Annotated in this window: 15 protein-coding genes and 1 pseudogene; 7 read left to right on the forward strand and 9 right to left on the reverse strand. The window is 71.9% G+C overall.

Annotation, left to right across the window (positions count from 1 at the left end; all coding sequences use genetic code 11):
- Positions 1 to 44 precede the first annotated feature (44 nt).
- The 8 genes and pseudogenes from BLW57_RS32265 to BLW57_RS32300 form a co-directional block, all read right to left on the reverse strand.
- The gene (locus BLW57_RS32265; RefSeq protein ID WP_093479264.1) at positions 45 to 1610 is read right to left on the reverse strand and encodes a GMC family oxidoreductase; all 1566 of its coding nucleotides are present in this window, start codon (positions 1608 to 1610) and stop codon (positions 45 to 47) included.
- Between the two features lie 31 nt (positions 1611 to 1641).
- Complete coding sequence (locus tag BLW57_RS32270; protein WP_093479265.1) at positions 1642 to 3213, reverse strand: APC family permease; 1572 nt, start codon at positions 3211 to 3213, stop codon at positions 1642 to 1644.
- Between the two features lie 19 nt (positions 3214 to 3232).
- Positions 3233 to 4699: an aldehyde dehydrogenase family protein gene (locus tag BLW57_RS32275; RefSeq protein ID WP_093479266.1), complete on the reverse strand. Its 1467-nt coding sequence runs from the start codon at positions 4697 to 4699 to the stop codon at positions 3233 to 3235.
- On the reverse strand, positions 4692 to 5822 hold the full coding sequence (locus tag BLW57_RS32280; RefSeq protein WP_093479267.1) for an aromatic ring-hydroxylating oxygenase subunit alpha: 1131 nt from the start codon (positions 5820 to 5822) through the stop codon (positions 4692 to 4694). The genes BLW57_RS32275 and BLW57_RS32280 overlap by 8 nt, the downstream gene beginning before the upstream one ends.
- Positions 5823 to 5848: 26 nt before the next feature.
- Positions 5849 to 7021: pseudogene (solA, locus tag BLW57_RS32285) on the reverse strand (N-methyl-L-tryptophan oxidase).
- An 8-nt stretch (positions 7022 to 7029) separates the two neighbouring features.
- Positions 7030 to 9564, reverse strand: coding sequence for a GcvT family protein (locus BLW57_RS32290; protein WP_256339634.1), 2535 nt, complete (start codon positions 9562 to 9564; stop codon positions 7030 to 7032).
- A gap of 207 nt (positions 9565 to 9771) precedes the next feature.
- On the reverse strand, positions 9772 to 10857 hold the full coding sequence (locus BLW57_RS32295) for an S-(hydroxymethyl)mycothiol dehydrogenase (RefSeq protein ID WP_093479268.1): 1086 nt from the start codon (positions 10855 to 10857) through the stop codon (positions 9772 to 9774).
- Positions 10858 to 11081: 224 nt separating this feature from the next.
- Positions 11082 to 11921, reverse strand: a complete 840-nt coding sequence (locus tag BLW57_RS32300; protein WP_256339635.1) for an IclR family transcriptional regulator — start codon at positions 11919 to 11921, stop codon at positions 11082 to 11084.
- Positions 11922 to 12261: 340 nt separating this feature from the next.
- On the opposite strand from BLW57_RS32300, the gene BLW57_RS32305 reads away from it, so the two are divergent.
- Both BLW57_RS32305 and BLW57_RS32310 read left to right on the forward strand, forming a co-directional pair.
- Positions 12262 to 12585, forward strand: coding sequence for a bifunctional 3-phenylpropionate/cinnamic acid dioxygenase ferredoxin subunit (locus BLW57_RS32305; RefSeq protein ID WP_093479269.1), 324 nt, complete (start codon positions 12262 to 12264; stop codon positions 12583 to 12585).
- Between the two features lie 127 nt (positions 12586 to 12712).
- A complete protein-coding gene (locus BLW57_RS32310; RefSeq protein ID WP_176985799.1) occupies positions 12713 to 13906 on the forward strand; it encodes an NAD(P)/FAD-dependent oxidoreductase in 1194 nt (397 codons plus the stop codon).
- Positions 13907 to 13998: 92 nt separating this feature from the next.
- On the opposite strand, the gene BLW57_RS32315 is transcribed toward BLW57_RS32310, so the two are convergent.
- A complete protein-coding gene (locus BLW57_RS32315) occupies positions 13999 to 14529 on the reverse strand; it encodes a hypothetical protein (RefSeq protein ID WP_093480996.1) in 531 nt (176 codons plus the stop codon).
- 418 nt (positions 14530 to 14947) lie between these two features.
- Between BLW57_RS32315 and BLW57_RS32325 the strand changes: the two genes are divergently transcribed.
- Genes BLW57_RS32325 through BLW57_RS32345 form a run of 5 tightly spaced genes read left to right on the forward strand, consistent with a single transcriptional unit; the run spans position 14948 to position 23053 of the window.
- Positions 14948 to 17971 carry a sensor histidine kinase gene (locus BLW57_RS32325; protein ID WP_093479271.1) on the forward strand — a complete coding sequence of 1008 codons (3024 nt, stop codon included), beginning with the start codon at positions 14948 to 14950 and terminating at the stop codon, positions 17969 to 17971.
- The gene (locus BLW57_RS32330; protein WP_073899232.1) at positions 17968 to 18402 is read left to right on the forward strand and encodes a roadblock/LC7 domain-containing protein; all 435 of its coding nucleotides are present in this window, start codon (positions 17968 to 17970) and stop codon (positions 18400 to 18402) included. The genes BLW57_RS32325 and BLW57_RS32330 overlap by 4 nt, the downstream gene beginning before the upstream one ends.
- 9 nt (positions 18403 to 18411) lie before the next feature.
- Positions 18412 to 18807 carry a DUF742 domain-containing protein gene (locus BLW57_RS32335; RefSeq protein WP_093479272.1) on the forward strand — a complete coding sequence of 132 codons (396 nt, stop codon included), beginning with the start codon at positions 18412 to 18414 and terminating at the stop codon, positions 18805 to 18807.
- A gap of 24 nt (positions 18808 to 18831) precedes the next feature.
- Positions 18832 to 22467 (forward strand): hydantoinase B/oxoprolinase family protein, encoded by a 3636-nt coding sequence (locus BLW57_RS32340; RefSeq protein ID WP_093479273.1) that lies wholly within the window; start codon positions 18832 to 18834, stop codon positions 22465 to 22467.
- Positions 22448 to 23053: a GTP-binding protein gene (locus BLW57_RS32345; RefSeq protein ID WP_093479274.1), complete on the forward strand. Its 606-nt coding sequence runs from the start codon at positions 22448 to 22450 to the stop codon at positions 23051 to 23053. Before BLW57_RS32340 ends, BLW57_RS32345 begins: the two co-directional genes overlap by 20 nt.
- Positions 23054 to 23115 lie beyond the last annotated feature (62 nt).

Consider the following 23115-nt stretch of genomic DNA (forward strand, 5'->3'; position numbering starts at 1 on the left):
GGGCGTGGGCGCGGCCACCGCCGTCCGGCAGCCGCCCCGCGACCTCAGGTGCCGAGTCGGTGCGCGTCCTCCTTCAGGAGGTCCGCGCACTTCTCGCCGATCATCATCGTCGTGATGCACGGATTGACGGCGATCAGGTCCGGCATCACCGACCCGTCGGCCACCCGCAGCCCCTCGACGCCCTTGACCCGCAGCCGCGCGTCGAGCGGGGCCGCGGGGTCGTCGTCCGCCCCCATCCGCACGGTGCAGGACGGGTGGTAGACGGTGTTGTGCGTGCGGCGGATGTAGTCCAGCAGTTCGTCGTCCGTCCGGACGTCGGGCCCCGGCGCCAGCTCCGCGCCCGCCCAGCCGCTCAGCGCGGGCTGGGCCGCGATGCGGCGCGCCAGCCTCAGCCCGTACGTCATCACCCGCACGTCGTGCTCGTGCGTGAAGTACCGGGGGTCCACCTTCGGCTTGTCCCGGTAGTCCCGGGTCCGCAGCCGTACCGTGCCGCGCGACCTCGCCCTCGTCACGTTCGGCGTCAGGCAGAACGCGTTCTCCGACGTGGGGTAGCCCCAGCGCGCGGTGTTCATGTCGAACGGCACCGAGCCGTAGTGGAACATCAGGTCGGGCCGGTCGAGGCCGGGCTCGGTGTCGTAGAAGACGCCCGCCTCCCACCACTGGCTGGACGTGGCGGTCATCGGCTGCTTCGCCTCCCACATGATCACGCCCTCGGGGTGGTCCTGGAGGTTCTCGCCGACGCCCGCGGCGTCGACGACCACGTCCACACCGACCTCCCGCAGATGGGCGGCCGGGCCGATGCCCGAAAGCATCAGCAGCTTCGGGGAGTCGATCGAGCCACACGAGAGGATCACCTCGCGCCGCGCCCGCACCGTGCGGGTGTGCACCAGATCGGGGTCCAGGTACTCGGCGCCCACGCACCTGCGCCCCTCCAGCACCAGCTTCCGGGCCCGCACCCCGGTCCGGACGTCGAGATTGGGGCGCTTGCCGAGCACGGGGTGGAGATAGGCCACCGACGAGGACTGACGGACGTTGTTCTCGTCCGAGTTGATCTGGAACCAGTTCGCCCCGCGCACCACGGTCCTGCCGGTGTTGAACGGGACCGTCGGGATGCCGGCCTGCGCACACGCCTCCAGCAGCGCCGCACCGCACGGGTCGCCGCCCTTCAGCGTGCGCAGCCTGACGGGGCCGGTGCGGCCGTGGTGGTCGCCGGGCGCGTCGTTGTTCTCCAGCCGCCGGTACAGCGGGAACAGGTCGGCCGCGCTCCAGCCCGTACAGCCACGGGCCGCCCAGTCGTCCAGGTCCTCCGCCGGCGCCCAGAAGGCGATGCAGGAGTTGTGCGAGGAGCAGCCGCCCAGCACCTTCGCGCGCGCGTGACGCAGGAAACTGTTGCCGGTGGCCTGCGGTTCGACCGGGTAGTCCCAGTCGTACCCGGACTCCAGCAGCCCCATCCAGCGCTCCAGTCGCAGCACGGCGTCGTCGCCGACGTCGCTCGGGCCCGCCTCCAGAACGCACACCGTCACCGCGGGGTTCTCGGTCAGGCGTGCCGCCACGACGTTGCCCGCGGTTCCGCCGCCCACCACCACGTAGTCGAACTCGTCGATGCTCATATGACCTCCTGGCCGGCCGGGAACGGGGGAATCAGTCGGACGCCGGAGCGGCGAGGGGAGCGGCGGGCGCGCCCGGCGGCACCTCCGAGCGGTGCTCGGCGAGGACGCCGGTGCGATGGCGCTGGACGAACCAGTAGTAGGCGAAGCCACCGCCCGCGATGACCGCGACGAACAGCACCGCGCCCCAGCGCAGGTACCAGTGGTAGGGGGCGCTCGCGTTGTAGACCGCGGCGCGGGGCCAGATCAGGTTGACCGTCATGGCGGCGCCCCACACCACCGCGATGATGTTGACCGGCAGCCCCCAGCGGCCCAGTGAGAACCTGCCCCCGCCCGCCGGCTGCCACTTTCCGCGCAGCCGGGCCACCAGCATGGGCGCGGTGACGCCCAGGTAGGCGAGGTAGATCATGACGATGCCGATGCTGGTGACGACCGTGAAGATCTGCGGCTGGCGGATGTTGACCACGAGGATCGCCAGCGCCAGCACACCGATGATCACGGCCGGCAGGACCGGGGTCCGGAAGCGGGGGCTGACCCGGGCCATCAGCGAGGACGCGGGCAGGTTGTTGTCCCGGGCCATCGCGAACGCCAGGCGGATCGCCGCCGTGTGCACGGCCAGCGCGCACACCGTGACCGCGATCAGCACGCACCAGAGCATCGCCTTGCCGGCCGTCGGCCCGAGCACGTCGAGCACCACGTACTGCAGTCCGTCCGTGGACAGCTTGTCGCCCTTCAGGCTGGAGACGCTCATCAGGGCGAGCAGCAGCACCAGGCCGCCCAGGACGAAGGAGGCGACGATCGCGCGGATGATGGCGCGCGGGGCGTTGCGGGACGGGTCCAGGGACTCCTCGCCGAGCGAGGCGGCCGTGTCGAAGCCGTACATGACGTACGCCGACGCCAGGGAGGCCACGAGGAAGGCGCCGAGGTAGCCGGTCGAGTACCCCGCGCCGGTGTGGTTCGTCTGCATGACGACCTGCGGGCCGCGGGTGATGTGGACGGCGAACAGGACGATCAGGACGACGGTGGCGATCAACTCGATGAACACGCCCGCCGTGTTGATCGTCGCCATGAGCTTGACGCCGAACGCGTTGACCAGCGTGGTGAACAGGATCAACACGGCCGCCAGGACGACGGCGTTGGTCGCCACGTCGTACTTGCCGGTGCCGTCGCCGACGAACTGGAACGTGGCGGAGATCTGCGGCAGCGTCAGCTGGTAGGCGAGCGCGACCGCCGCGATGGACACGATCGACGCGATCAGCATCATCCACCCGGCGAGCCAGCCGAGATGCGGATTGCCGATCTTCTTCGACCAGTTGTAGACCGAACCGGCCACGGGGTAGCGGGCGGCCAGTTCCGCGAAGCACAGGGCCACCGCGAACTGCCCGCCGAACACCATGGGCCACGACCACCAGTAGGCGGGGCCGCCGCTGCCGTAGCCGAAGTAGAACAACTGGAAGGTGCCGGTCAGGATGGAGATGTAACTGATCCCGGCCGCGAAGGTGTGGAAGGTGCCCAGAGTGCGCTTGAGTTCGGGCCGGTAGCCGAACTCGGCGAGTTCGGCGTCGTCCCGGTGGTGCGGGCCTGGCGATTGCTCGGTGGTCGTCATGAGCGGACTCCTCTGGCTGTCAGTCGAACCAGCCCTGTGGTGCCGGCGCCGTGTTGCGCCAGATGTGTTTCGTCTCGCGGTACTCGGCGAGCCCCGCCGGTCCGAGTTCACGCCCGAACCCGGACTGCTTGTAACCACCCCATTCGGCCTGCGGCACGTACGGGTGGTAGTCGTTGATCCAGACCGTGCCGAGGCGCAGCCCCGCCGCGACCCGGGCGGCCCGGCCCTCGTCGCGGGTCCACACGGCGCCCGCGAGGCCGTAGACCGTGTCGTTGGCGAGGCGCACGGCCTCCTCCTCGGTGGTGAACCGCTCGACGGTGAGCACCGGCCCGAAGGATTCCTCCCGGACCACCGACATCCCGCTCGTGCACGCGTCGAGGACGGTCGGCAGGTAGTAGAAGCCCTCGTCGAGGCCGGGTCCGGAGGGCCGCGCGCCGCCGCAGCGCAGCACCGCGCCCTCCGCGAGCCCCTTCGCCACATAGGCCTCGACCTTCGCCCGGTGGGCCGCCGAGATCAGCGGTCCGGTCCGCGCCCGCTCCTCGAACGGGCCGCCCGGCCGGATGCCCCGCGCCCGCCGGACGACCTCGGCCGTGAACCGCTCGTGCAGCGAGTCCTCCACCAGCAGCCGGGCCCCGGCGGAACACACCTGGCCGGAGTGCAGGAAGACGGCGGTCAGCGCCATGTCGACCGCCGCCTCGAAGTCGGCGTCGGCGAAGACGATGTTCGGGTTCTTGCCGCCGAGTTCGAGCGCCACCTTCTTCACCGTGCCGGCCGCGGCCGCCATCAGCAGGCGCCCGGTCGCCAGACCGCCGGTGAAGGAGACCAGGTCGACGTCCGGATGGTCGCCGAGCGGGGCGCCCGCCTCCGGACCGGCGCCCAGCACCAGGTTCCCGGCACCCGCCGGCAGTCCTGCCTCCGCCAGCAGCCGCAGCAGATGGATCGCGGTGTGCGGGGTCAGCTCGCTCGGTTTGAGCACGAAGGTGTTCCCCGCGGCAAGCGCCGGGGCGACCTTCCACGCGGTCTGCAGCAACGGGTAGTTCCAGGGCGTGATCAGGGCGCACACCCCGACGGGCTCGTGCACCACGCGGCTGTCGACACCGTCCCGGCCGGTGTCGACCACCCGCCCGCTCTCGCACGCGGCCAGCCGCCCGAAGTAGCGGAAGCAGCCGACGACGTCGTCGATGTCGTAGGCGCTCTCCACCAGCCGCTTGCCCGTGTCCAGGGACTCGGCGCGGGCCAGGGCGTCCTTGTCGCGGAGGAGGAGATCCGCGACCCGCAGCAGCAGATCCCCGCGCTCCGAGGGCGCCGTGTGCGGCCAGGGGCCGGCGTCGAAGGCCCGCCGGGCCGCCGCGATCGCCTCCACCGTGTCCTTGCCTCCGGCCTCGTCCACGACCCCGACCAGGGAGCCGTCGGCGGGACAGCGGATCTCCCGGGTGCGCCCGTCCAGGGCGCCCCGCCACACTCCGTCGACGAAGAGGTCAGGCACGGGAGCCTCCCAGCCGGTTCAGCAGCCACTCGTGAAAGATCCCGATGTGATGCTCGTTGGGGACCAGCACACCGCCGTCGCGGTACGCGCGCGACGACATCGCCGGCTGGGTGCGCTCGCAGGCCGCGAAGTCCTGGACGTTGACGCGGTGGAACAGCTCCACCGACTTGGACACGTCCGCGCCCGACGCCACCACCTCCGGCGCGTACAGCCAGTCGCACTCCACGACCGTGCGGTCCTCGGCCAGCGGGAACATGCGGTGCAGGATGACGTGGTCGGGCACGAGGTTGACGAACACCGTCGGCCTGACCGTGATGGCGTAGTAGCGGCGGTCCTGCTCCTCGCTCAGCTCGGGCAGTCGGGTGAAGCCCGCGCTGCCGTCCACCGTGAAGCCCTGGACCTCCTCGCCGAACCGCGCGCCGTGGCCCACGTAGTACTGGGCCGCGTACCCGTCCGCGAACTCCGGGAGCACCTCCGTGAGTTCGGGGTGGATAGTCGCGCAGTGGTAGCACTCCATGAAGTTCTCGACGATCAGCTTCCAGTTGGCCCTCACGTCATAGGTGATGCGTCTGCCGAGCGCCAGGTTGTCCGTGCCGTAGTGCTCGATCGCGGCCGCGTCTCCGAGCCGTTCGACTGCGGCGTGCATCACCGTGTCCTCGAATGAGGGCGGCGCGTCGGCGAGGCACACCCAGGCGTAGCCGAGCCATTCGCGCAGGGCCACCTTGATCAACCCGTACTCGACCCGGTCGACGTCCGGCATCTTGATCAAGCTGGGTGCGGCGATCAACCTGCCGTCAAGGTCGTACGTCCATGCGTGGTACGGGCATTGCAGGCCGCGCCGCACCTCGCCGGACTCCTCGGTGCACAGCCGGGCCCCCCGGTGCCGGCACACATTGAGGTACGCGCGCAGCTCACCGGTCCGGGTGCGGGTGACCAGGACGCTCTCGCGGCCCACCTGGACCGTACGGAAGGCGCCCGGCCCGGCCAGGTCGGCGCTGCGGACCGCGCAGAACCACAGGGACTCGAAAAGGGCCTCCTGTTCCCGCCGGAAGATGTCCGGGTCGGTGTAGTACCGACCTGGCAGCGTCGCGATGAGGCTCGGGGAGATCGGGGTCGACGTCACGGGCGTGCTCCTCGTTCGGATGAGCCTCAGGCGGGCGCGGCGGCGAGGCGGGCGGGGTCGAACAGGCCGATCGGGTGCGCGGTGGAGCCGGTAAGGGCCAGGTCGGCCAGGATCTCGCCGACGACCGGGACGAACTTGAAGCCGTGCCCGGAGAACCCGCAGGCGACGGTCACCGACTCCGGGTGTACCGGGTGCCGGTCGATCACGAAGTGCTCGTCGGGCGTGGTCGAGTACATGCAGGTGGCGGCCGTGAGGAAGGTGCCGGGCAACTCCGGGACGCAGCGGGCCATGTGGTCCGCCATCGCCGTGACCTCGTCCTCGTCCTCGTCCACGGTCCGGTCGACGGTCTCCGGCGTGGTGACGCGGCCCTTGCGGAAGAAGGCGACCTTGGCGCCCCGTTCGGGGCCGTCGATGGCCGGGAAGCCGTACACCTGGACGCCGGCCGCGTCCTCCCAGATGCAGACCGGGTGGTGCTCGGGTGCTCGGGGACGAACCGTCCGGTGCCGCCCCTCGGCTGGAACCAGTACATGACCTGCCGCTCGACGGTGACCGGCACCCCCACGTCGGCGAGGAACCGCGGCGCCCACGCGCCGGGGCAGATCACCAGCTGGGCGGCGGTGTACGTGTTCTCGGCCGTGTGGACGCGCACACCGTAGCGGTACGGATCCCAGCGCAGCACCGGTTCCTCGAAGTGCAGCGCAACGCCCTGCCGGGTGGCCATCTGGAGGTGGGCGGCGACCGTGTTCTCGGGCCGGAGCAGGCCGGCCGGCCCTGGACTCGTACAGCGCCACCTCGTCGTCGTCAGGACTCAGGGTCGGGAGGCGACGGCGGATCTCCTTCGCGTCCAGCATCTCGTGCGGCAGGTCCCGCCGCTCTGCCGAGCGCAGCGCGCCGGCGACGGTCCGCGACTCCGGGCGCCCGATCATCACCCCGCCGCAGAGCACGGCGATCTCCCGGCCGGTGGCACGGGCCAGGTCCTCGTACAGCTCGTAGGCGCGCAGCAGCAGCGGTACGTACGCCGGGTCTTCGAAGTGCGACTGCCGGGTGATCCGGGAACCGCCGTGGCTGGAGCCGCGGCTGTGCACCGGACCGAACCTCTCCAGGCCGAGGACGCGGGCGCCGCGCGCGGACAGGTGGTGGGCGGCGGCGCCACCCATGCCGCCGAGACCGATGACGACGACGTCGTAGGACGGTGACACGGGGCCTCCTAGCGGCGGATGCGGGTCATCTTCGGGTCGAACAGCGGCTCGTCGGCGACGGTGGCCGCGACCTTCTCGCCGAAGTAGACGACCTGGACGCCCGTGCCGGTGGGCAGGCCCGCCGGGAGCCAGGCGTAGGCCACACAGCGGCCGAGCGTGTAGCCGTACGACGCGCTGGTCACGTACCCGGCGGGGACGCCGTCGACGTGGACGGGCTCCTTGCCGAGGACGACGGCCGCGGGGTCGTCGAGCAGGAGCGGGGTGAGCCGCCGGGTGGGCTCGGGCAGTCCACGCAGGGCCTCCCGGCCGACGAACTCCTCCTTGTCCATGCGGACCGCGAAGCCGAGGCCCGCCTCGAAGGGGGTGTGCTCGTCGGTCATGTCCGTGCCCCAGGCCCGGTATCCCTTCTCCAGCCGCAGGGAGTCGAAGGCGGAGCGGCCGGCGGCGATCACGCCGAGCTCCTGTCCGGCCTCCCACAGCGTGTCCCACAGCCGCAGGCCGAGGTCGGCCGTGGTGTACAGCTCCCAGCCGAGCTCACCGACGTAGCTGAGCCGCATCGCCGTCACCGGCACGTGCCCGAGCCAGGTCTGCCTCACCCGGAAGTAGCCGAAGCCCTCGTGCGAGAAGTCGTCCGGGGTCAGCGGCTGGACCAGGGCGCGGGCGAGGGGGCCCCAGACGCCGACGCAGCAGGTGCCGGAGGTGATGTCCCGGATCCGCACGTCGTCCGGCGCGTACCTCAGCAGCCGGTCCGGATCGGCGGGGGAGTTGGCGCCGATCTGGAAGCGGTCGGGCGCGAGGCGGGCGACGGTGAGGTCGGAGCGGATGCCTCCGGTCTCGTCGAGCAGCAGGGTGTAGGTGACGGCTCCGGGTTTCCGGCGCAGGTTGTTGCTGGTCATCCGGTCGAGGAAGGCGAGGGCGCCGGGGCCGGTCACCTCCAGGCGGCGCAGCGGGGTCATGTCGTACAGGGCGACCGTCTCCCGGGTCGCCATGGCCTCGGCGGCGGCGATGGGGGACCAGTAGCGGGCCGACCAGGCGTCACGTTCGGGAAGGCCGCCGGGGGCGCCGGGACCGTCGAGGCCGCCCGGGTCGTCGAGGAGCGCGGCGTTCGCCTCGTACCAGTGCGGGCGCTCCCAGCCAGCCCCCTCCAGGAAGAAGGCGCCGAGCTGCTGTTGACGGGCGTGGAAGGGGCTGACGCGCAACGGCCGTGGACGCTCCATCGGCTGGAGGGGGTGGAGCACGTCGTACACCTCGACGAACTGCTGTGAGCCGCGTTCACGCACGTACGACGGTGAACGCTGCACCTCCTCGAACCGCGTGTGGTCGCACTCGTGCACGTCGAGGGACGGCCGTCCGTCGACCATCCACTCGGCCACCGCCCTGGCCACACCGGCGGAATGGGTCACCCAGACCGCCTCGGCCAGCCAGAAACCGCGCAACTGCCGCGTCTCCCCGAGGAGGGGCATACCGTCCGGTGTGAACGAGAAGACACCGTTGAAACCGGCCTCGATCCGCGACTCCCGCAGGGCGGGCAGCAACCGCCGGCAGTCCTCCCAGCTCGGCGCCCAGTCCTCGGCGGTGAACGGATACGAGGACGGCATCGGCATGTCCCGGGCACGTGCTTCGTCGTACGCCGGTACGGCGAACGGGTCCACCGGCATCGGCCGGTGCGCGTACGAGCCGATGCCGAGGCGGTCGCCGTGCTCGCGGAAGTACAGGTCGCGGTCCTGGAAGCGCAGGGTCGGCCGGGTCGCCTCTGCCGCGGCACCGCTCAATTCGGGCAGTGGAGCGGTCTTCGCGTACTGGTGGGCGAGGGGTTGCAGCGGTACGTCGACACCGGCCATGGCGCCGACGACCGGGCCCCAGAAGCCGGCCGCCGAGACCACGTGGTCGGCCGGGAAGGTGCCCCGGTCGGTGACGACCGCGGTGACCCGGCCATGCTCCTGCTCGATACCGGTGACCGTGTGCCGCTCCAGGAAGCGGGCGCCGCGCGCGGTGGCCCGGTCCATCTGGGCGCGGGCGGCGAGCAGGGCCCGGGCCAGGCCGTCGTCCGGGGTGTGGAGCCCGCCGAGGACCATCGACTCGTCCAGCAGGGGCCAGAGTTCCTTGCAGCGGGCGGTGCTCACGACCTCGGCGCGGATGCCCCAGGAGGCGGCGTAGCCGGCCCTGCGGTGCAGCTCCGCCAGACGCTCGGGGGTGGTGGCCAGTTCCAGGCCGCCGACCTGGTCGAAGCAGGCGACACCGTCCACCTTGAGTGAACGGAACTTCTCCACCGTGTACTTGGCGAACTCCGCGAGCGTCTTCGAGGGACTGGTCCGGAAGACGAGCCCGGGGGCGTGCGAGGTCGAGCCGCCCGGGGCGGGCAGGGGGCCCTGTTCCAGGACGGTGACGTCGGTCCAGCCCCGGGCGGTCAGCTCGTCGGCGAGGGAACAGCCGACGATGCCGGCACCGATGACGACGACGCGGGGGCTGGGGGCGGGCTGGTGGCCGGGGGTGTCGGTGGCCTGGTGGGCGGGGGTGCGAAAGTCCTCGGGTGTGCTGGGCATGCCCCTCCTCGTGGTGGCGGGGAACGGGAATGGTGGCGGGACGGCGGGCGCGGGAAGCCGTTCAGACGGCGGGAAGGTGCGCCCGCGCCGCGGCGGTGGCCAGGAAGGTGCGCGACCGCGGTTCGTGGTCCTCGGGTGGCAGCAGGACAGGAGCAGCGGTGGGGACGGAGGGCACGGGCGCCTTCCGCGGCCTCGGTGCCCCCGCGCTCACAGGACCACCACCGAGCGCAGCACCTCACCCCGGTGCATCTTGCCGAACGCCTCCTCCACCTGGTCGAGGGCGATGGTCTCGGACACGAACGCGTGGAGATCGAGCAGGCCGTACAGGTACTGGTCGATCAGGTACGGGAAGTCCCGGCTCGGCAGGCAGTCGCCGTACCAGGAGGACTTGATGGCGCCACCGCGCGAGAAGACGTCGATCAGCGGGAGTTCGATCCTCATCCCGGGGGAGGGGACGCCGACCTGGACCAGCAGCCCCGCGTGGTCGCGCATGTAGAAGGCCTGCTCGAAGGTCTCCGGGCGGCCCACCGCGTCGATCGCGATGTCCACACCGTGTCCGCCGGTGAGTTTCCGGACCGCCTCGACCGGGTCGGTGCCCCGGGAGTTGACGGTGTGGGTGGCGCCGAACCTCTCCGCCCGGTCCAGCTTCCTGTCGTCGATGTCGACGGCGATGACCTTCATGGCACCGTTCAGACAGGCTCCCGCGATGGCCGCGTCGCCGACACCGCCGCAGCCGATGACGGCGACCGAGTCGCCCCGGCCGACCTTGCCGGTGTTGACCGCCGCGCCGTACCCGGCCATCACCCCGCAGCCGACGAGACCGGCCGCCTCGGGCCGCGCGGCCGGGTCGACCTTCACCGCTTGACCGGCTGCGACCAGCGTCTTCTCCGCGAAGGCGCCGATCCCCAGGGCGTTGCTGAGCGCAGTGCCGTCCGGCAGCGTCATGGGCTGGGCGGCGTTACGGGAGTCGAAGCAGTACCAGGGCCGGCCACGGCGGCAGGAACGGCAGCTGCCGCAGGGTGCACGCCACGCGAGGATCACGTAGTCGCCGGGCTTCAGATCGGTGACACCCGGTCCGACCTCGGCGATGGTGCCGGCCGCCTCGTGCCCCAGCAGGAACGGGAAGTCGTCGGTGATCGCGCCCTCCCGGTAGTGGAGATCCGTGTGGCACACCCCGCAGGCCTGTACGTCGACGAGGACCTCACCGGGTCCCGGATCGGGAACGACGATCGTCCGCACCTCCACGGGTGCGCCCTTCTTCACGGCGAGTACGGCACGGACCTCGTGTGGCACGACCAGCTCCTCTGCTGTTGCGCATTGCACGATGGGTTGCGTGATGGGGAACATATTGGGAACGCCGTCACGGAGCCGTCAAGAGGTGCGTGCCAACCCTTGGGCAAAGGGAACCCGCGGGACGAAACCCGTCGGACACACAACGGCGCGGGACCAGGTACGTCCTGGTCCCGCGCCGCGGTCCGAGCGTGGTGAACGCTCCGCCGTGTCCGCCTGCCGCTCCGTCAGAAGCCGTACCCCATACGGCGCGAGAGCTCCGCGCCCGCCGCCACCGTCCGCTTCGCCACCTCCGGCAACCGGTCCGCGTTCAGCCGGTACACCGGTCCCGAGACGCTGATCGCCGCGATCACCTTCCCGTCGTGCGCGCGCACCGGCGCCGCCACGGCCGCGAGACCCAGCTCCAGCTCCTCGACGGTGAGGCCGTAGCCCTGCTCGACGACGGCCTCCAGCTCGGCGCGCAGCATCGTCGCGCCGGTGACCGTCCGTTCCGTGAACCGCGGCAACGACCGCGCCAGCAGTCCTTCGCGCAGGGTGGGCGGCATGTGCGCGAGCAGCACCTTGCCGCTGGAGGTGGCGTGCAGGGGGGTGCGTCTGCCCAGCCAGTTCTGCGCGGTGACCGACGCGGTGCCGCGGGCCTGCATGATGTTGACCGCCGCATCGTCGTCCAGTACGGCGATGTTCACCGTCTCGCCCAGCTCGTCGGCGACCTCGCGGCAGACCGGGACACCCTCCTGGGAGATGTCCAGCCGCACCGCCGCCGCGCCCGCCAGGCGCAGGACGCCGGCGCCCAAGTAGTACTTGCCGCGGTCCTTCGCCTGGGCCACCAGGCCGCGGTTCTCCAGGACGCCGAGCAGCCGGAAGGCCGTGGACTTGTGCACGTCCAGCTCGTCGGCGATCTCGGTGACGCCCGCCTCGCCGTGCCGGGCGAGGATCTCCAGCACGCTCACGGCGCGGTCCACGGACTGCACCGCACTGGCCGTGCCGCGGCCGCCCTGCCTCCCGGCGGTCCTCGGGTTCTCCGTGGTCTCCTCTTGGCGGTCGGACTGCTTCTGCGCGCGGGTCATGGCTGAACTCTCACCACCTGGGGGCCCGGTTCGGGCCGCATCTGCGGGAAGTGCTTGACGCGACGGTCGTCCCGCCCGGATTCTGTTGCGCATAGCGCCGACTGATGCGCCATGCGAAACATCATGGTACCGAAGTGTCCGGATCCCGGTAGGGTCCCGGACCACCGGGACCACCTGCACGACCCGGGCGGGCGAGGTCCCGCACCCTGACCGGCCACTGTCCGCCACTCCCGCACCGCTTCCTCGGGCCGGACCGGCCGACAGCCGGCTTCCCGCCCGCACCCTGACGCCTGCATCGAGCAGGTCCCGGACCCGGCGTCCGGGACCGAGAGGGGGGCCCGTGATTCCCGTCTGCCGCCTCGAAGACCTCCCCGAGGGGGAGTCCCTCCGCGTCGATACCACGCCACCGATCGCCGTGTTCCACACCGAGCACGGCGAGCTGTACGCCATCGACGACACCTGCACCCACCAGGACGCGTCGCTCTCCGACGGCTGGCTGGAGGGCTGCCAGGTCGAATGCCCGCTGCACGCCGCGTCCTTCGACCTCCGCACCGGCGAGCCGACCTGCCTTCCGGCCCGGCGCTCGGTCCGCACCCACCGCGTCACCGTCGAGGACGGCGTGATCCACGTCCACCTCACGGCGGAGGAGGGCACGGCCGCATGAAACCCGCCGAGCACCGGCCGAGTCCGCCCGCCCCCGCGTACACCCCCGTCTCCCGGGCCCCCGTTCCGTCGGGAGGAGCGCCGGTCAGCCCGGCTCCTTCCGACCGCACCGCGAGGAGCCACCCCGCATGAGGACCGTGACCGTCGTCGGCGCCTCCCTCTCCGGTCTCCACGCAGCCCGTGAGCTGCGCGCCCAGGGCTTCGACGGCCGACTCGTGATCATCGGCGAGGAACCCCACCGCCCCTACGACCGCCCTCCCCTCTCCAAGGACTTCCTCACCGGCCGCACCGGCGAGGAGCAACTGGCCCTCACCGACGCCGAGGAGACCGCCCACCTCGACGCCGAGTGGCTGCTCGGCGTCCGCGCCCGCGGACTCGACGCCCGCGGCCGCGCCGTCGTTCTCGACGACGGACGCACCGTGTCCACCGACGGCGTCGTCATCGCCACCGGCGCCGCCGCCAGCAGGCTGCCCGGCGACCCACCGGCCGGCGTGCACACCCTGCGCACCCTCGACGACGCCCGTGCCCTGCGCGCCGACCTCACCGCGGGCCCCCGCCGGGTCGTCGTCATCGGCGGCGGTTTCATCGGCGCCGAGACCGCCTCGTCCTGCGCCCGGCTCGGCCACGCGGTCACGGTCGTCGAGGCCGCACCGCTGCCACTGCTGCCCCAGCTCGGCCCGCGGATGGCCGCCGTGTGCGCCGCCCTGCACCGCCGCGGCGGGGTGAAGTTGATCGCCGGCACCGGTGTGGCGGGACTCCGCGGCCCCGGCACCGTCACCGGCGTGCACCTCGCCGACGGCCGCACCCTGCCCGCAGATGTGGTCGTGGTCGGCATCGGCGCCCGTCCCCGCACCGACTGGCTGGACGGATCGACGCTCGCCCTGCACGACGGCGTGCTGTGCGACGACGGCTGCGTGACCGCCCTCCCCCAGGTCGTCGCGGTCGGTGATGTCGCCCGGGTCGGCGGCACCCGCGCCGAGCACTGGACCTCCGCCACCGAGCAACCCCGCGTCGCCGTCGCCAACCTGCTCGCCGGCCGCACTCGGGAGACCTTCCGCCCGCTGCCGTACTTCTGGTCCGACCAGTACGGCACCCGCATCCAGTTCGCCGGCCGGTGCCGCGACCGGGACACCGTCCAGGTCACCGAGGGCGACCTCACCGACGGCCTGCCCGGCCACGGCGGGTTCCTGGCCCGCTACGAGCGCGACGGCCGCACGGTCGCCGTGCTCGGCGTGGACCGGCCACGCGCCTTCACCCGAGCCCGGCGCGAACTCCAGCGGGACGTTCGGCAGCGCGGGCGGACCGAGCAGGCAGTGCTCTGAGCACATGAACCGTGCGCGCCGGGCCGGGACCGCCTGTCCGCTCTCCGGGTTCGTACCCCTACGCGTGCCGCGCGGGTACGAACCCGGGCGGGTCAGGAATGGGACAACTGCCCGGCGCCACGCCCGCGTATCCGCCCCTGTGCGCGCACGGCCGCCCGCTCCTGACGCCTATGGGCGCGCCGCTCGCGCCGGAGCGTCCGGGCCGTGCTGCTCGGCTCCGAGACCACGCCGTTCCGCTGGTTCCACACCTGGCGGGTCACCCACACGTCGACCACGGCCCAGGTCGCCAGTACCGTGCTCGCCACACCGCTGATCACCATGGGGAACGCCAGCCACGATCCCGCCAACGTGCACAGGAACGCCACCATCGCCTCGATCAGCGTCACGGCGATCACGATGACCGCCCGCACCGCCGCCGTGCGCACCGGATCGGGCAACGGGTGCCGACGCGCCGGCTCCTCGACCCACAACGGCCGGGATATCTCCAGCTGTTCACCACGTGTGCGTTCCGAGGTGCGCGCGGGCCCCCGAATGTCGCGATCCGGCGCCTCCCGGACCTGTCGTACCACTGAGCGTCCCGCCACGCTCTCCTCGGACGCCCTGTGCCGCTCCGCCGTGCCCATCACCGTGTCACTCCCCACCGCCGGCATGCCGCTCGCCCGGCGTCCTAAGACTCCGACTCCCCAGTGGCTGCCCGGCTTGCGCTGTTTTACGCCGCCGGGATGCGGGATGCGGCTCCTGTGTCCCATTCCGCCCCCATCTCCCACACGTAGGACGATCGAGATCCCACGAAGATTCCCCAGCGGCGAAAAAATCCAGCCAACCGCCTGTCCGACCCGTCGTGTCCGGTCCTTCCGTGTCCCCACGAATCACGGTGGCAATCTCCCGCAATGCCCGGACAACTCGCCATGTCTCGCCGCCCCCGCGGAAGTTCGCCCTCCGGACATGCCTTCGAGTTATCTGTGAGGCGGTAGTAGGCTCGCGCCGTTTGTTGACGCACATGTGCACCCCCGACCGGCGGGGGTCGAGCTGGGGGAGGCCATGCGCTTTCGCGGGAAGTCGATCCGCCGGAAGATCGTGGCGCTGCTTCTCGTGCCGCTGGTGTCCCTGACCGCCGTCTGGGGCTTCGCCACGGTACTGACGGGTCGCGAGGTCGCCCGGCTGTTCCAGGTGTCCAACGCCGTGCAGGACATCGGCTATCCCACCGAGGACACCGTGCGTGTCCTGCAGCAGGAGCGGCGCCAGACCCTCGTCTACCTCGCCGACCCGAGGGCCGCCGACGCCCTCACCGCGCTGCACCGCACCCGCAGCGCCACCGACGGGGCGATCGCCAAGGTCCGCAGGAATGCCGAGGACCGTGACCTCCGCGACGGCATGGACGCCGAGGACGGCGAGCACATCACCGCCGTCCTGGACGCCCTCGACGGCCTCGACTCCCTGCGCCGCGGCGTCGAGGAGGGCACGGTCACCCGCGCCCAGGCCCTCGACCGCTACGACCATCTCGTCGACCCCTGCTTCGCGCTGCTCGCCGCCCTCGACGGCATCGACGACGTCGACATGGACCAGCAGGCCCGCGCCATGGTCAACATCACCCGCGCCCGCGAACTGCTGTCCCGCGAAGACGCCCTCCTCGGCTCCTCCCTCGTCGTCGGCCGGCTCACCCGCGCGGAGACCCGGGACATCTCCGACCTCGTCGCCCAGCGCACCCTCCTGTACGACATCAGCCTGCCGCTGCTGCCCGCCGCGGAGCGCGAACGCTACGAACGCTTCTGGAAGAACGCCACCACCGCGTCCCTGCGCATGGCCGAACAGAGCGTCGTCGACACCGACGACGGAACACCGCGCGGTGTCGACGCCAAGAGCTGGGACACGGCCGCGGCCGGCGTCCTCGACGAACTCGGAACTCTCGACGACCAGGTGGGGGACGGTTTCCAGGACCGTGTGCGCCCGGTGGCCATGAACGTCATCGTGCAGGCCGCCGTCGTGGGCATCCTCGGCCTCGTCGCCGTCCTGTTCTCCCTCGTCCTCTCCGTCCGCGTGGGCCGTGCGCTCATCCGCGACCTGAGGCAGCTGCGCCTGGAGGCGCACGAGGCGTCCGGCGTCCGGCTGCCCAGTGTCATGCGCCGCCTGTCCGCCGGTGAACAGGTCGACGTCGAGACGGAAGTGCCACGGCTCGAGTACGACAAGAACGAGATCGGAGAGGTGGGCCAGGCCCTCAACACCCTCCAGCGCGCCGCCGTCGAGGCCGCCGTCAAGCAGTCCGAACTGCGGTCCGGTGTCTCCGAGGTGTTCGTCAACCTCGCCCGCCGCAGCCAGGTGCTGCTGCACAAGCAGCTCACCCTGCTGGACACCATGGAACGCCGGACCGAGGACACCGACGAACTGGCCGACCTCTTCCGTCTCGACCACCTCACCACGCGCATGCGCCGGCACGCCGAGGGCCTGGTGATCCTGTCCGGCGCGGCGCCGTCCCGGCAGTGGCGCCGCCCCGTGCAGCTCATGGACGTCGTCCGCGCCGCCGTCGCGGAGGTCGAGGACTACGAGCGCATCGAGGTACGGCGGCTGCCGCGCGTCGCCGTCACCGGCCCCGCCGTCGCCGACCTCACCCACCTAGTGGCCGAACTCCTCGAGAACGCCACGGTGTTCTCGCCCCCGCACACCGCAGTCCAGGTCCTCGGCGAACGCGTCGCCAACGGGTTCACGCTGGAGATCCACGACCGGGGTCTCGGCATGACGGCCGAAGCACTGCTGGACGCCAATCTCCGCCTCGCCGAGACGCCCGAGTTCGAACTGTCCGACACCGACCGGCTCGGCCTGTTCGTGGTCAGCCGCCTCGCCCAGCGGCAGAACGTCCGCGTCTCCCTCCAGCCGTCGCCCTACGGCGGCACCACGGCCGTCGTCTTCATCCCCGACGCGCTGCTGACCGACGACGTCCCGGACACCAACGGCATCGGCTTCCGCCTCGACCGGGAACGCCCGGCCAAGGACAAGGGGCAGGTGGCGGGAGGCGCCACCGGACGGTCCACCGCACCGGCGCAGTTGCCGGGTCTGCCCACCTCCCTGCTGGACGGCCCGGTCGAACTGGAGGCGCCCGTCGATCTCGACGCCCTCGACGGCTTCCCGGGCGTCCTGGCGGACGAGGACAGCGAGCGCGGCGGACTCTTCCGACACCGCCGGACCCTCGCCGGCACCGACGACTCGACGGACACCCTGTCCGGCGGGCAGCCCTCGGCCGAGGAGCCCCGCGAACCCGGCCCCGTCCCACTGCCGCGACGGCAGACGCCGAAACTGGTCAGCTCGCACGGCAGGCCCGTCACCGACCAGCGTTCCCGTCGCCAGGAACCGGACCAGCAGCCGTCCGCCGGACCGCGCCGCGCCGACACCGGCGGTCTGGCCCCCCTGCCCGCCCGTCGCCGCGGCGCGACCTCCCGGCGCTCGGCGGACCTCGCCGACCTCACGGACCGTGTCGCAGAACCCGGCACGGCCCCGCTCGACGGTGCTCCCGAGACGGCAGAGCCCCCGGCACTGCCCAGGCGGACCCGGCCCAGGGCGATCGCCTCCGGCAGCCCGGACGACACGCCCACGGCCGCGCCCGGGGCTGCGGCGGCACCGATCGGTGGCGAACAGCCCCCGCTCGGCGGCAGCGCACCTTGGGCGCCCGGTGAGCGCATTTCCAGCGGCGGCGAAACGGCCCCTACCGGCGGCGAAACGTCCCGGGCCGGTGGTGAGCAGTCCCCGACCGGCGGCGAGCGCATCCAGACCCGCGGCCGGGCTGCCCCCACCGGCGGCACCACCGCCTCGCCCCTCGGGGGGACGGGCACGGAACCGGCCACCGGTGCCCTGCCCCGACGCGTCCGCCAGGCCAACCTGGCGCCCCAGCTCAAACAGGACACCCAACGACGCGTCGAGCGCGCGGACCGGCCTGCCGACCGCGACGCCGACGAGGTCCGCGGCCGGATGGCCTCCCTCCAGCGCGGATGGCAGCGTGGCCGGGAGGAGAACGCCGCGGGCGACGGGGCCCGGAACGGCACAGCACCAGGAACGAACGAGGGGGACGGTCGATGACCGCACCGAACGCGACCGGCCACACAGGGACCGACAAGGTGGAGCTGAACTGGCTCCTGGACGACCTCGTCGACCGGGTCGCCAGCATCCGCAAAGCCGTCGTCCTGTCCGGCGACGGGCTGCCCACCGGCGTGTCCAAGGACCTGTCCAGGGAGGACAGCGAGCACCTCGCCGCCGTAGCCTCCGGCTTCCACAGCCTCGCCAAGGGCGTCGGACGCCACTTCGAGGCGGGCAGCGTGCGGCAGACGGTGGTCGAGCTCGACGACGCCTTCCTGTTCGTCACCGCCGCCGGTGACGGCAGCTGCCTCGCCGTGCTCTCCGACGCCGACTCCGACGTCGGACAGGTCGCCTACGAGATGACCCTGCTGGTCAAGCGGGTCGGTGTGCATCTGGGTGCCGCCCCGCGCACCGATCTGCCCGCAGGCGGGTAGTGGGATGACATGAGCGGAGACGGTCAGGGAAGACACCACTGGTTCGACGACGACGCCGGACCGGTCGTCCGCCCGTACGCCATGACGCGCGGCCGCACCACGAGTGCGGCCCAGCACCGCCTCGACCTCATCGCGGTGGTCGTCACGGAGCCCGACGCGGGCGACCCGGAAGCGGACCCGACGCTGTCGCCGGAGCACGTGGAGATCGTCGGGCTCTGCCGCGACACGCCGCAGTCGGTCGCCGAGATCGCCGCGGAACTCGACCTGCCCGTCGGCGTGGTCCGCGTCCTCCTCGGCGACCTGGTGCACGCGGAACTCGTCCACGTCACTCGCCCGGTTCCCCCGGCCGAACTGCCCGACGAGAGTATTCTGCGCGACGTGATCAACGGCCTCCGGGCGCTGTGACCGGCGCGGAAGCGGAGTAATGACGTGACTGGCTGGCAGTTCTGGGTCGACCGAGGGGGCACGTTCACCGACATCGTCGCCCGCCGCCCGGACGGCCGGCTGCTCACCCACAAGCTCCTGTCCGACAATCCGCGCTACGCCGACGCGGCCGTCACCGGCGTACGCGAACTCCTCGGCACCTCGCGGGAGCCCGTCGAGGCCGTCCGCATGGGTACCACGGTCGCCACCAACGCCCTGCTGGAACGGAAGGGCGAACGGACCCTCCTCGTCATCACCCGCGGCTTCCGCGACGCCCTGCGCATCGCCTACCAGAACCGCCCGCACATCTTCGCCCGCCGTATCGAACTGCCCGGCCTGCTCCACGAACGGGTCGTCGAGGTGGACGAACGGGTGGCGGCCGACGGCACCGTCCTGCGCGTCCCCGACCTGGACGCCCTCGCGGAGCCGCTCCGGCGGGCGTACGACGACGGGATCCGCGCGGTCGCCGTGGTCTGCCTGCACAGCCACCTGTACCCCGCCCACGAACAGGCGATCGGGGAGCTCGCGGCCCGCACCGGCTTCCCGCAGATCTCCCTGTCCAGCGAGGTCAGCCCGCTGATGAAACTCGTCCCGCGCGGGGACACCGCCGTCGTCGACGCCTACCTCTCGCCCGTGCTGCGCCGCTACGTAGAGCACGTCGCCGACGAACTGCACGGCGTGCGCCTGATGTTCATGCAGTCCAACGGCGGCCTGACGGAGGCCGGGCAGTTCCGCGGCAAGGACGCCATCCTCTCCGGCCCGGCCGGCGGCATCGTCGGCATGGCCCGCATGTCGCAGCGCGCCGGTTTCGACCGCGTCATCGGCTTCGACATGGGAGGGACCTCCACCGACGTCTCGCACTTCGCCGGCGAGTACGAACGCGTCTTCACCACACAGATCGCGGGCGTCCGGCTGCGCGCCCCCATGCTGGACATCCACACGGTCGCCGCCGGCGGCGGCTCGGTCCTGCACTTCGACGGCTCCCGCTACCGGGTGGGCCCCGACTCCGCCGGCGCCGATCCGGGCCCCGCCTGCTACCGCGCCGGCGGCCCCCTCACCGTCACCGATGCCAACGTCATGCTCGGGCGCGTCCACCCCGGCCACTTCCCGGCCGTCTTCGGTCCTGCGGGCGACCAGCCCCTGGACGCGAACCTCGTCCGGGACCGGTTCACCACCCTCGCGCGCGAGATCCACGAACGCACCGGCGACGACCGGACCCCGGAGCAGGTGGCCGAGGGATTCCTCCAGATCGCCGTCGCCAACATCGCCAACGCCGTCAAGCGGATCTCCGTCCAGAAGGGTCACGACGTCACCCGCTACGCCCTGACCACCTTCGGCGGAGCGGGCGGCCAGCACGCGTGCCGGGTCGCCGACTCGCTCGGCATCCGCAGCGTGCTCGTACCCCCCATGGCCGGTGTGCTCTCCGCCCTCGGTATCGGTCTCGCCGACACCACGGCCATGCGCGAACAGTCCGTCGAGGCACCCCTCGAGACGGCCGCCATGCCCGGCATCCGCAAGATCGCCGACGACCTGGAGACCGCGGCCCGCACCGAACTCCTCGCCGAGGACGTCCCCGAGGACCGCATCGAGATCACCCGCCGGGCACAGCTGCGCTACGACGGCACCGACACCACCCTCACCGTCGAGCTGGCCGAGCCCGAGGCCATGACGCACGCCTTCGAAGAACGTCATCGCGCCACGTACTCCTTCACCCTCGACCGCCCGATCGTCGTCGAAGCCCTCTCCGTCGAAGCCACCGGCATCACCGCACCCCCCGATCTGTCCGCCCTCGCCCCGTACGAGGGCCGCCCCACCGCACCCGACACCGTCCGCCTCCACACCGGCGGGGCCTGGCGCGACGTACCCCTCCACCGCCGCGAGGGCCTTCCTCCCGGCGAGACCGTCACCGGCCCCGCGATCGTCACGGAGGCCAGTGCGACGACCGTCGTCGACGACGGCTGGCGGGCCGTGGCGACCGACGACGGGCATCTGGTCATGGAACGCACGGCGATTACGCAGAGTTCCCGACTCGACACGGAGGTCGACCCGGTCCTGCTCGAGGTCTTCAACAACCTCTTCATGTCCATCGCGGAACAGATGGGAGCCCGGCTGGAGTCCACGGCCCAGTCCGTCAACATCAAGGAACGCCTCGACTTCTCCTGCGCCCTGTTCGACCCCGACGGAAACCTGGTGGCCAACGCCCCGCACATCCCCGTCCACCTGGGCTCCATGGGCACCAGTGTCAAAGAGGTCATCCGCCGGCGCGGCACCGCGATGCGCCCGGGGGACACCTACGCCGTCAACGACCCGTACCACGGCGGGACGCACCTGCCCGACGTCACGGTGATCACCCCCGTCTTCGACACCGACCGGGCGACGGACACGGAGAGTGAACCGGCGATCCTCTTCTACGTCGCCTCACGCGGCCATCACGCAGAGATCGGCGGCATCGACCCGGGCTCCATGCCGGCCGGTAGCCGCACCATCGAGGAGGAGGGCGTCCTCTTCGACAACTGGCTCCTGGCGGAGGACGGCCGGTTCCGCGAGGAGGAGACCCGCCACCTCCTCACCGACGCGCCCCACCCCTCCCGCAACGTACGCACCAACCTCGCCGACCTGCGCGCCCAGATCGCCGCCAACCGGAAGGGCGTCGACGAGGTCCGCCGCATGATCGCCGAGTTCGGCCTCGACATCGTCCAGGCCTACATGCGGCACGTGCAGGACAACGCCGAGGAGGCCGTCCGCCGCGTCGTCGACGCCCTGGCCGACGGGGAGTGCGCCTACGAGACCGACTCGGGCGCCGTCATCCGGGTCCGGGTGCGCGTCGACCGCGCCGGACGCCGGGCGACCATCGACTTCACCGGCACCTCCGCGCAGCTCGCCACCAACTTCAACGCCCCCTTCGCGGTGGTCAACGCCGCCGTCCTGTACGTCTTCCGCACCCTGGTCGCCGACGACATCCCGCTCAACGACGGCTGTCTGCGCCCCCTCGACATCGTCGTGCCGCCCGGTTCGATGCTCGCGCCCGAACCGCCCGCCGCGGTCGTCGCGGGCAACGTCGAGACCTCCCAGGCCATCACCGGCGCCCTCTACGCCGCCCTCGGCGTCCAGGCCGAGGGCTCCGGCACGATGAACAACGTCAGCTTCGGCAACGAGCGCCACCAGTACTACGAGACCGTCGCCTCCGGATCCGGAGCGGGCGACGGCTTCCCCGGTGCCGACGTCGTGCAGACCCACATGACCAACTCCCGGCTCACCGACCCGGAAGTCCTGGAGTGGCGGCTGCCGGTCAGGCTCGAGGAGTTCGCCGTCCGGCGGGGGAGCGGCGGCGCCGGACGGTGGCCCGGCGGCGACGGCGCCGTACGCCGGCTCCGCTTCCTCGAACCCATGACCGTCTCCACGCTCTCCCAGCACCGCCGCGTGCCCCCGTACGGCATGGCGGGCGGCGAACCCGGAGCGCTCGGCGCCAACCGGGTCGAGCGCACCGACGGCACGGTCACCGATCTCGGCGGCAGCGGCTCGGCCGACGTCGGGCCGGGCGACGTTCTCGTCATCGAAACCCCCGGTGGCGGCGGCTACGGCCGACCGTCGCCCGATTCCCGTCAAGCAGGAGAAGAGATCGATGATCTTCGGGCGTTCTGAGCGCGGCAAGCCCCCGGTCGAGCCCGTCACGCTCAAGATCCTCGTGGCCGGCGGCTTCGGCGTGGGCAAGACGACCCTCGTCGGCGCGGTCAGCGAGATCAGGCCGCTTCGTACCGAGGAACTGCTCACCGAAGCCGGTCGTCCGGTCGACGACACGAGCGGGGTCGAGGGCAAGCACACCACCACCGTGGCCATGGACTTCGGCAGGATCACGCTGCGCGAGGACCTGGTGCTGTACCTCTTCGGCACGCCCGGGCAGGAACGGTTCTGGTTCATGTGGGACGAGCTGTCCGAGGGCGCGCTCGGCGCCGTCGTCCTCGCCGACACACGGCGGCTGGAGGACTGCTTCGCCGCCGTCGACTACTTCGAACGGCGTTCCATACCGTTCATCGTGGGTGTCAACTGCTTCGAGGACGCGGCGCGTTATCCCGCCGACGCCGTCCGTCAGGCCCTCGACCTGGACGACGACGTGCCCGTCCTGCTGTGCGACGCCCGCGACCGCGAGTCGGTCAAGGACGTGCTCATCGGCGTCGTCCAGCACGCCATGGAGTACGCCGCGGGCAGCCGTCAGGCCGCCGCCACCTGAACTGGCGAGCACGGCCCGTACCCCCGCCGACAGGGGTACGGGCCGTGGTCCGGTGAGGCCAC

Source organism: Streptomyces sp. 1222.5, assembly GCF_900105245.1.
GTDB lineage: Bacteria > Actinomycetota > Actinomycetes > Streptomycetales > Streptomycetaceae > Streptomyces > Streptomyces albidocamelliae.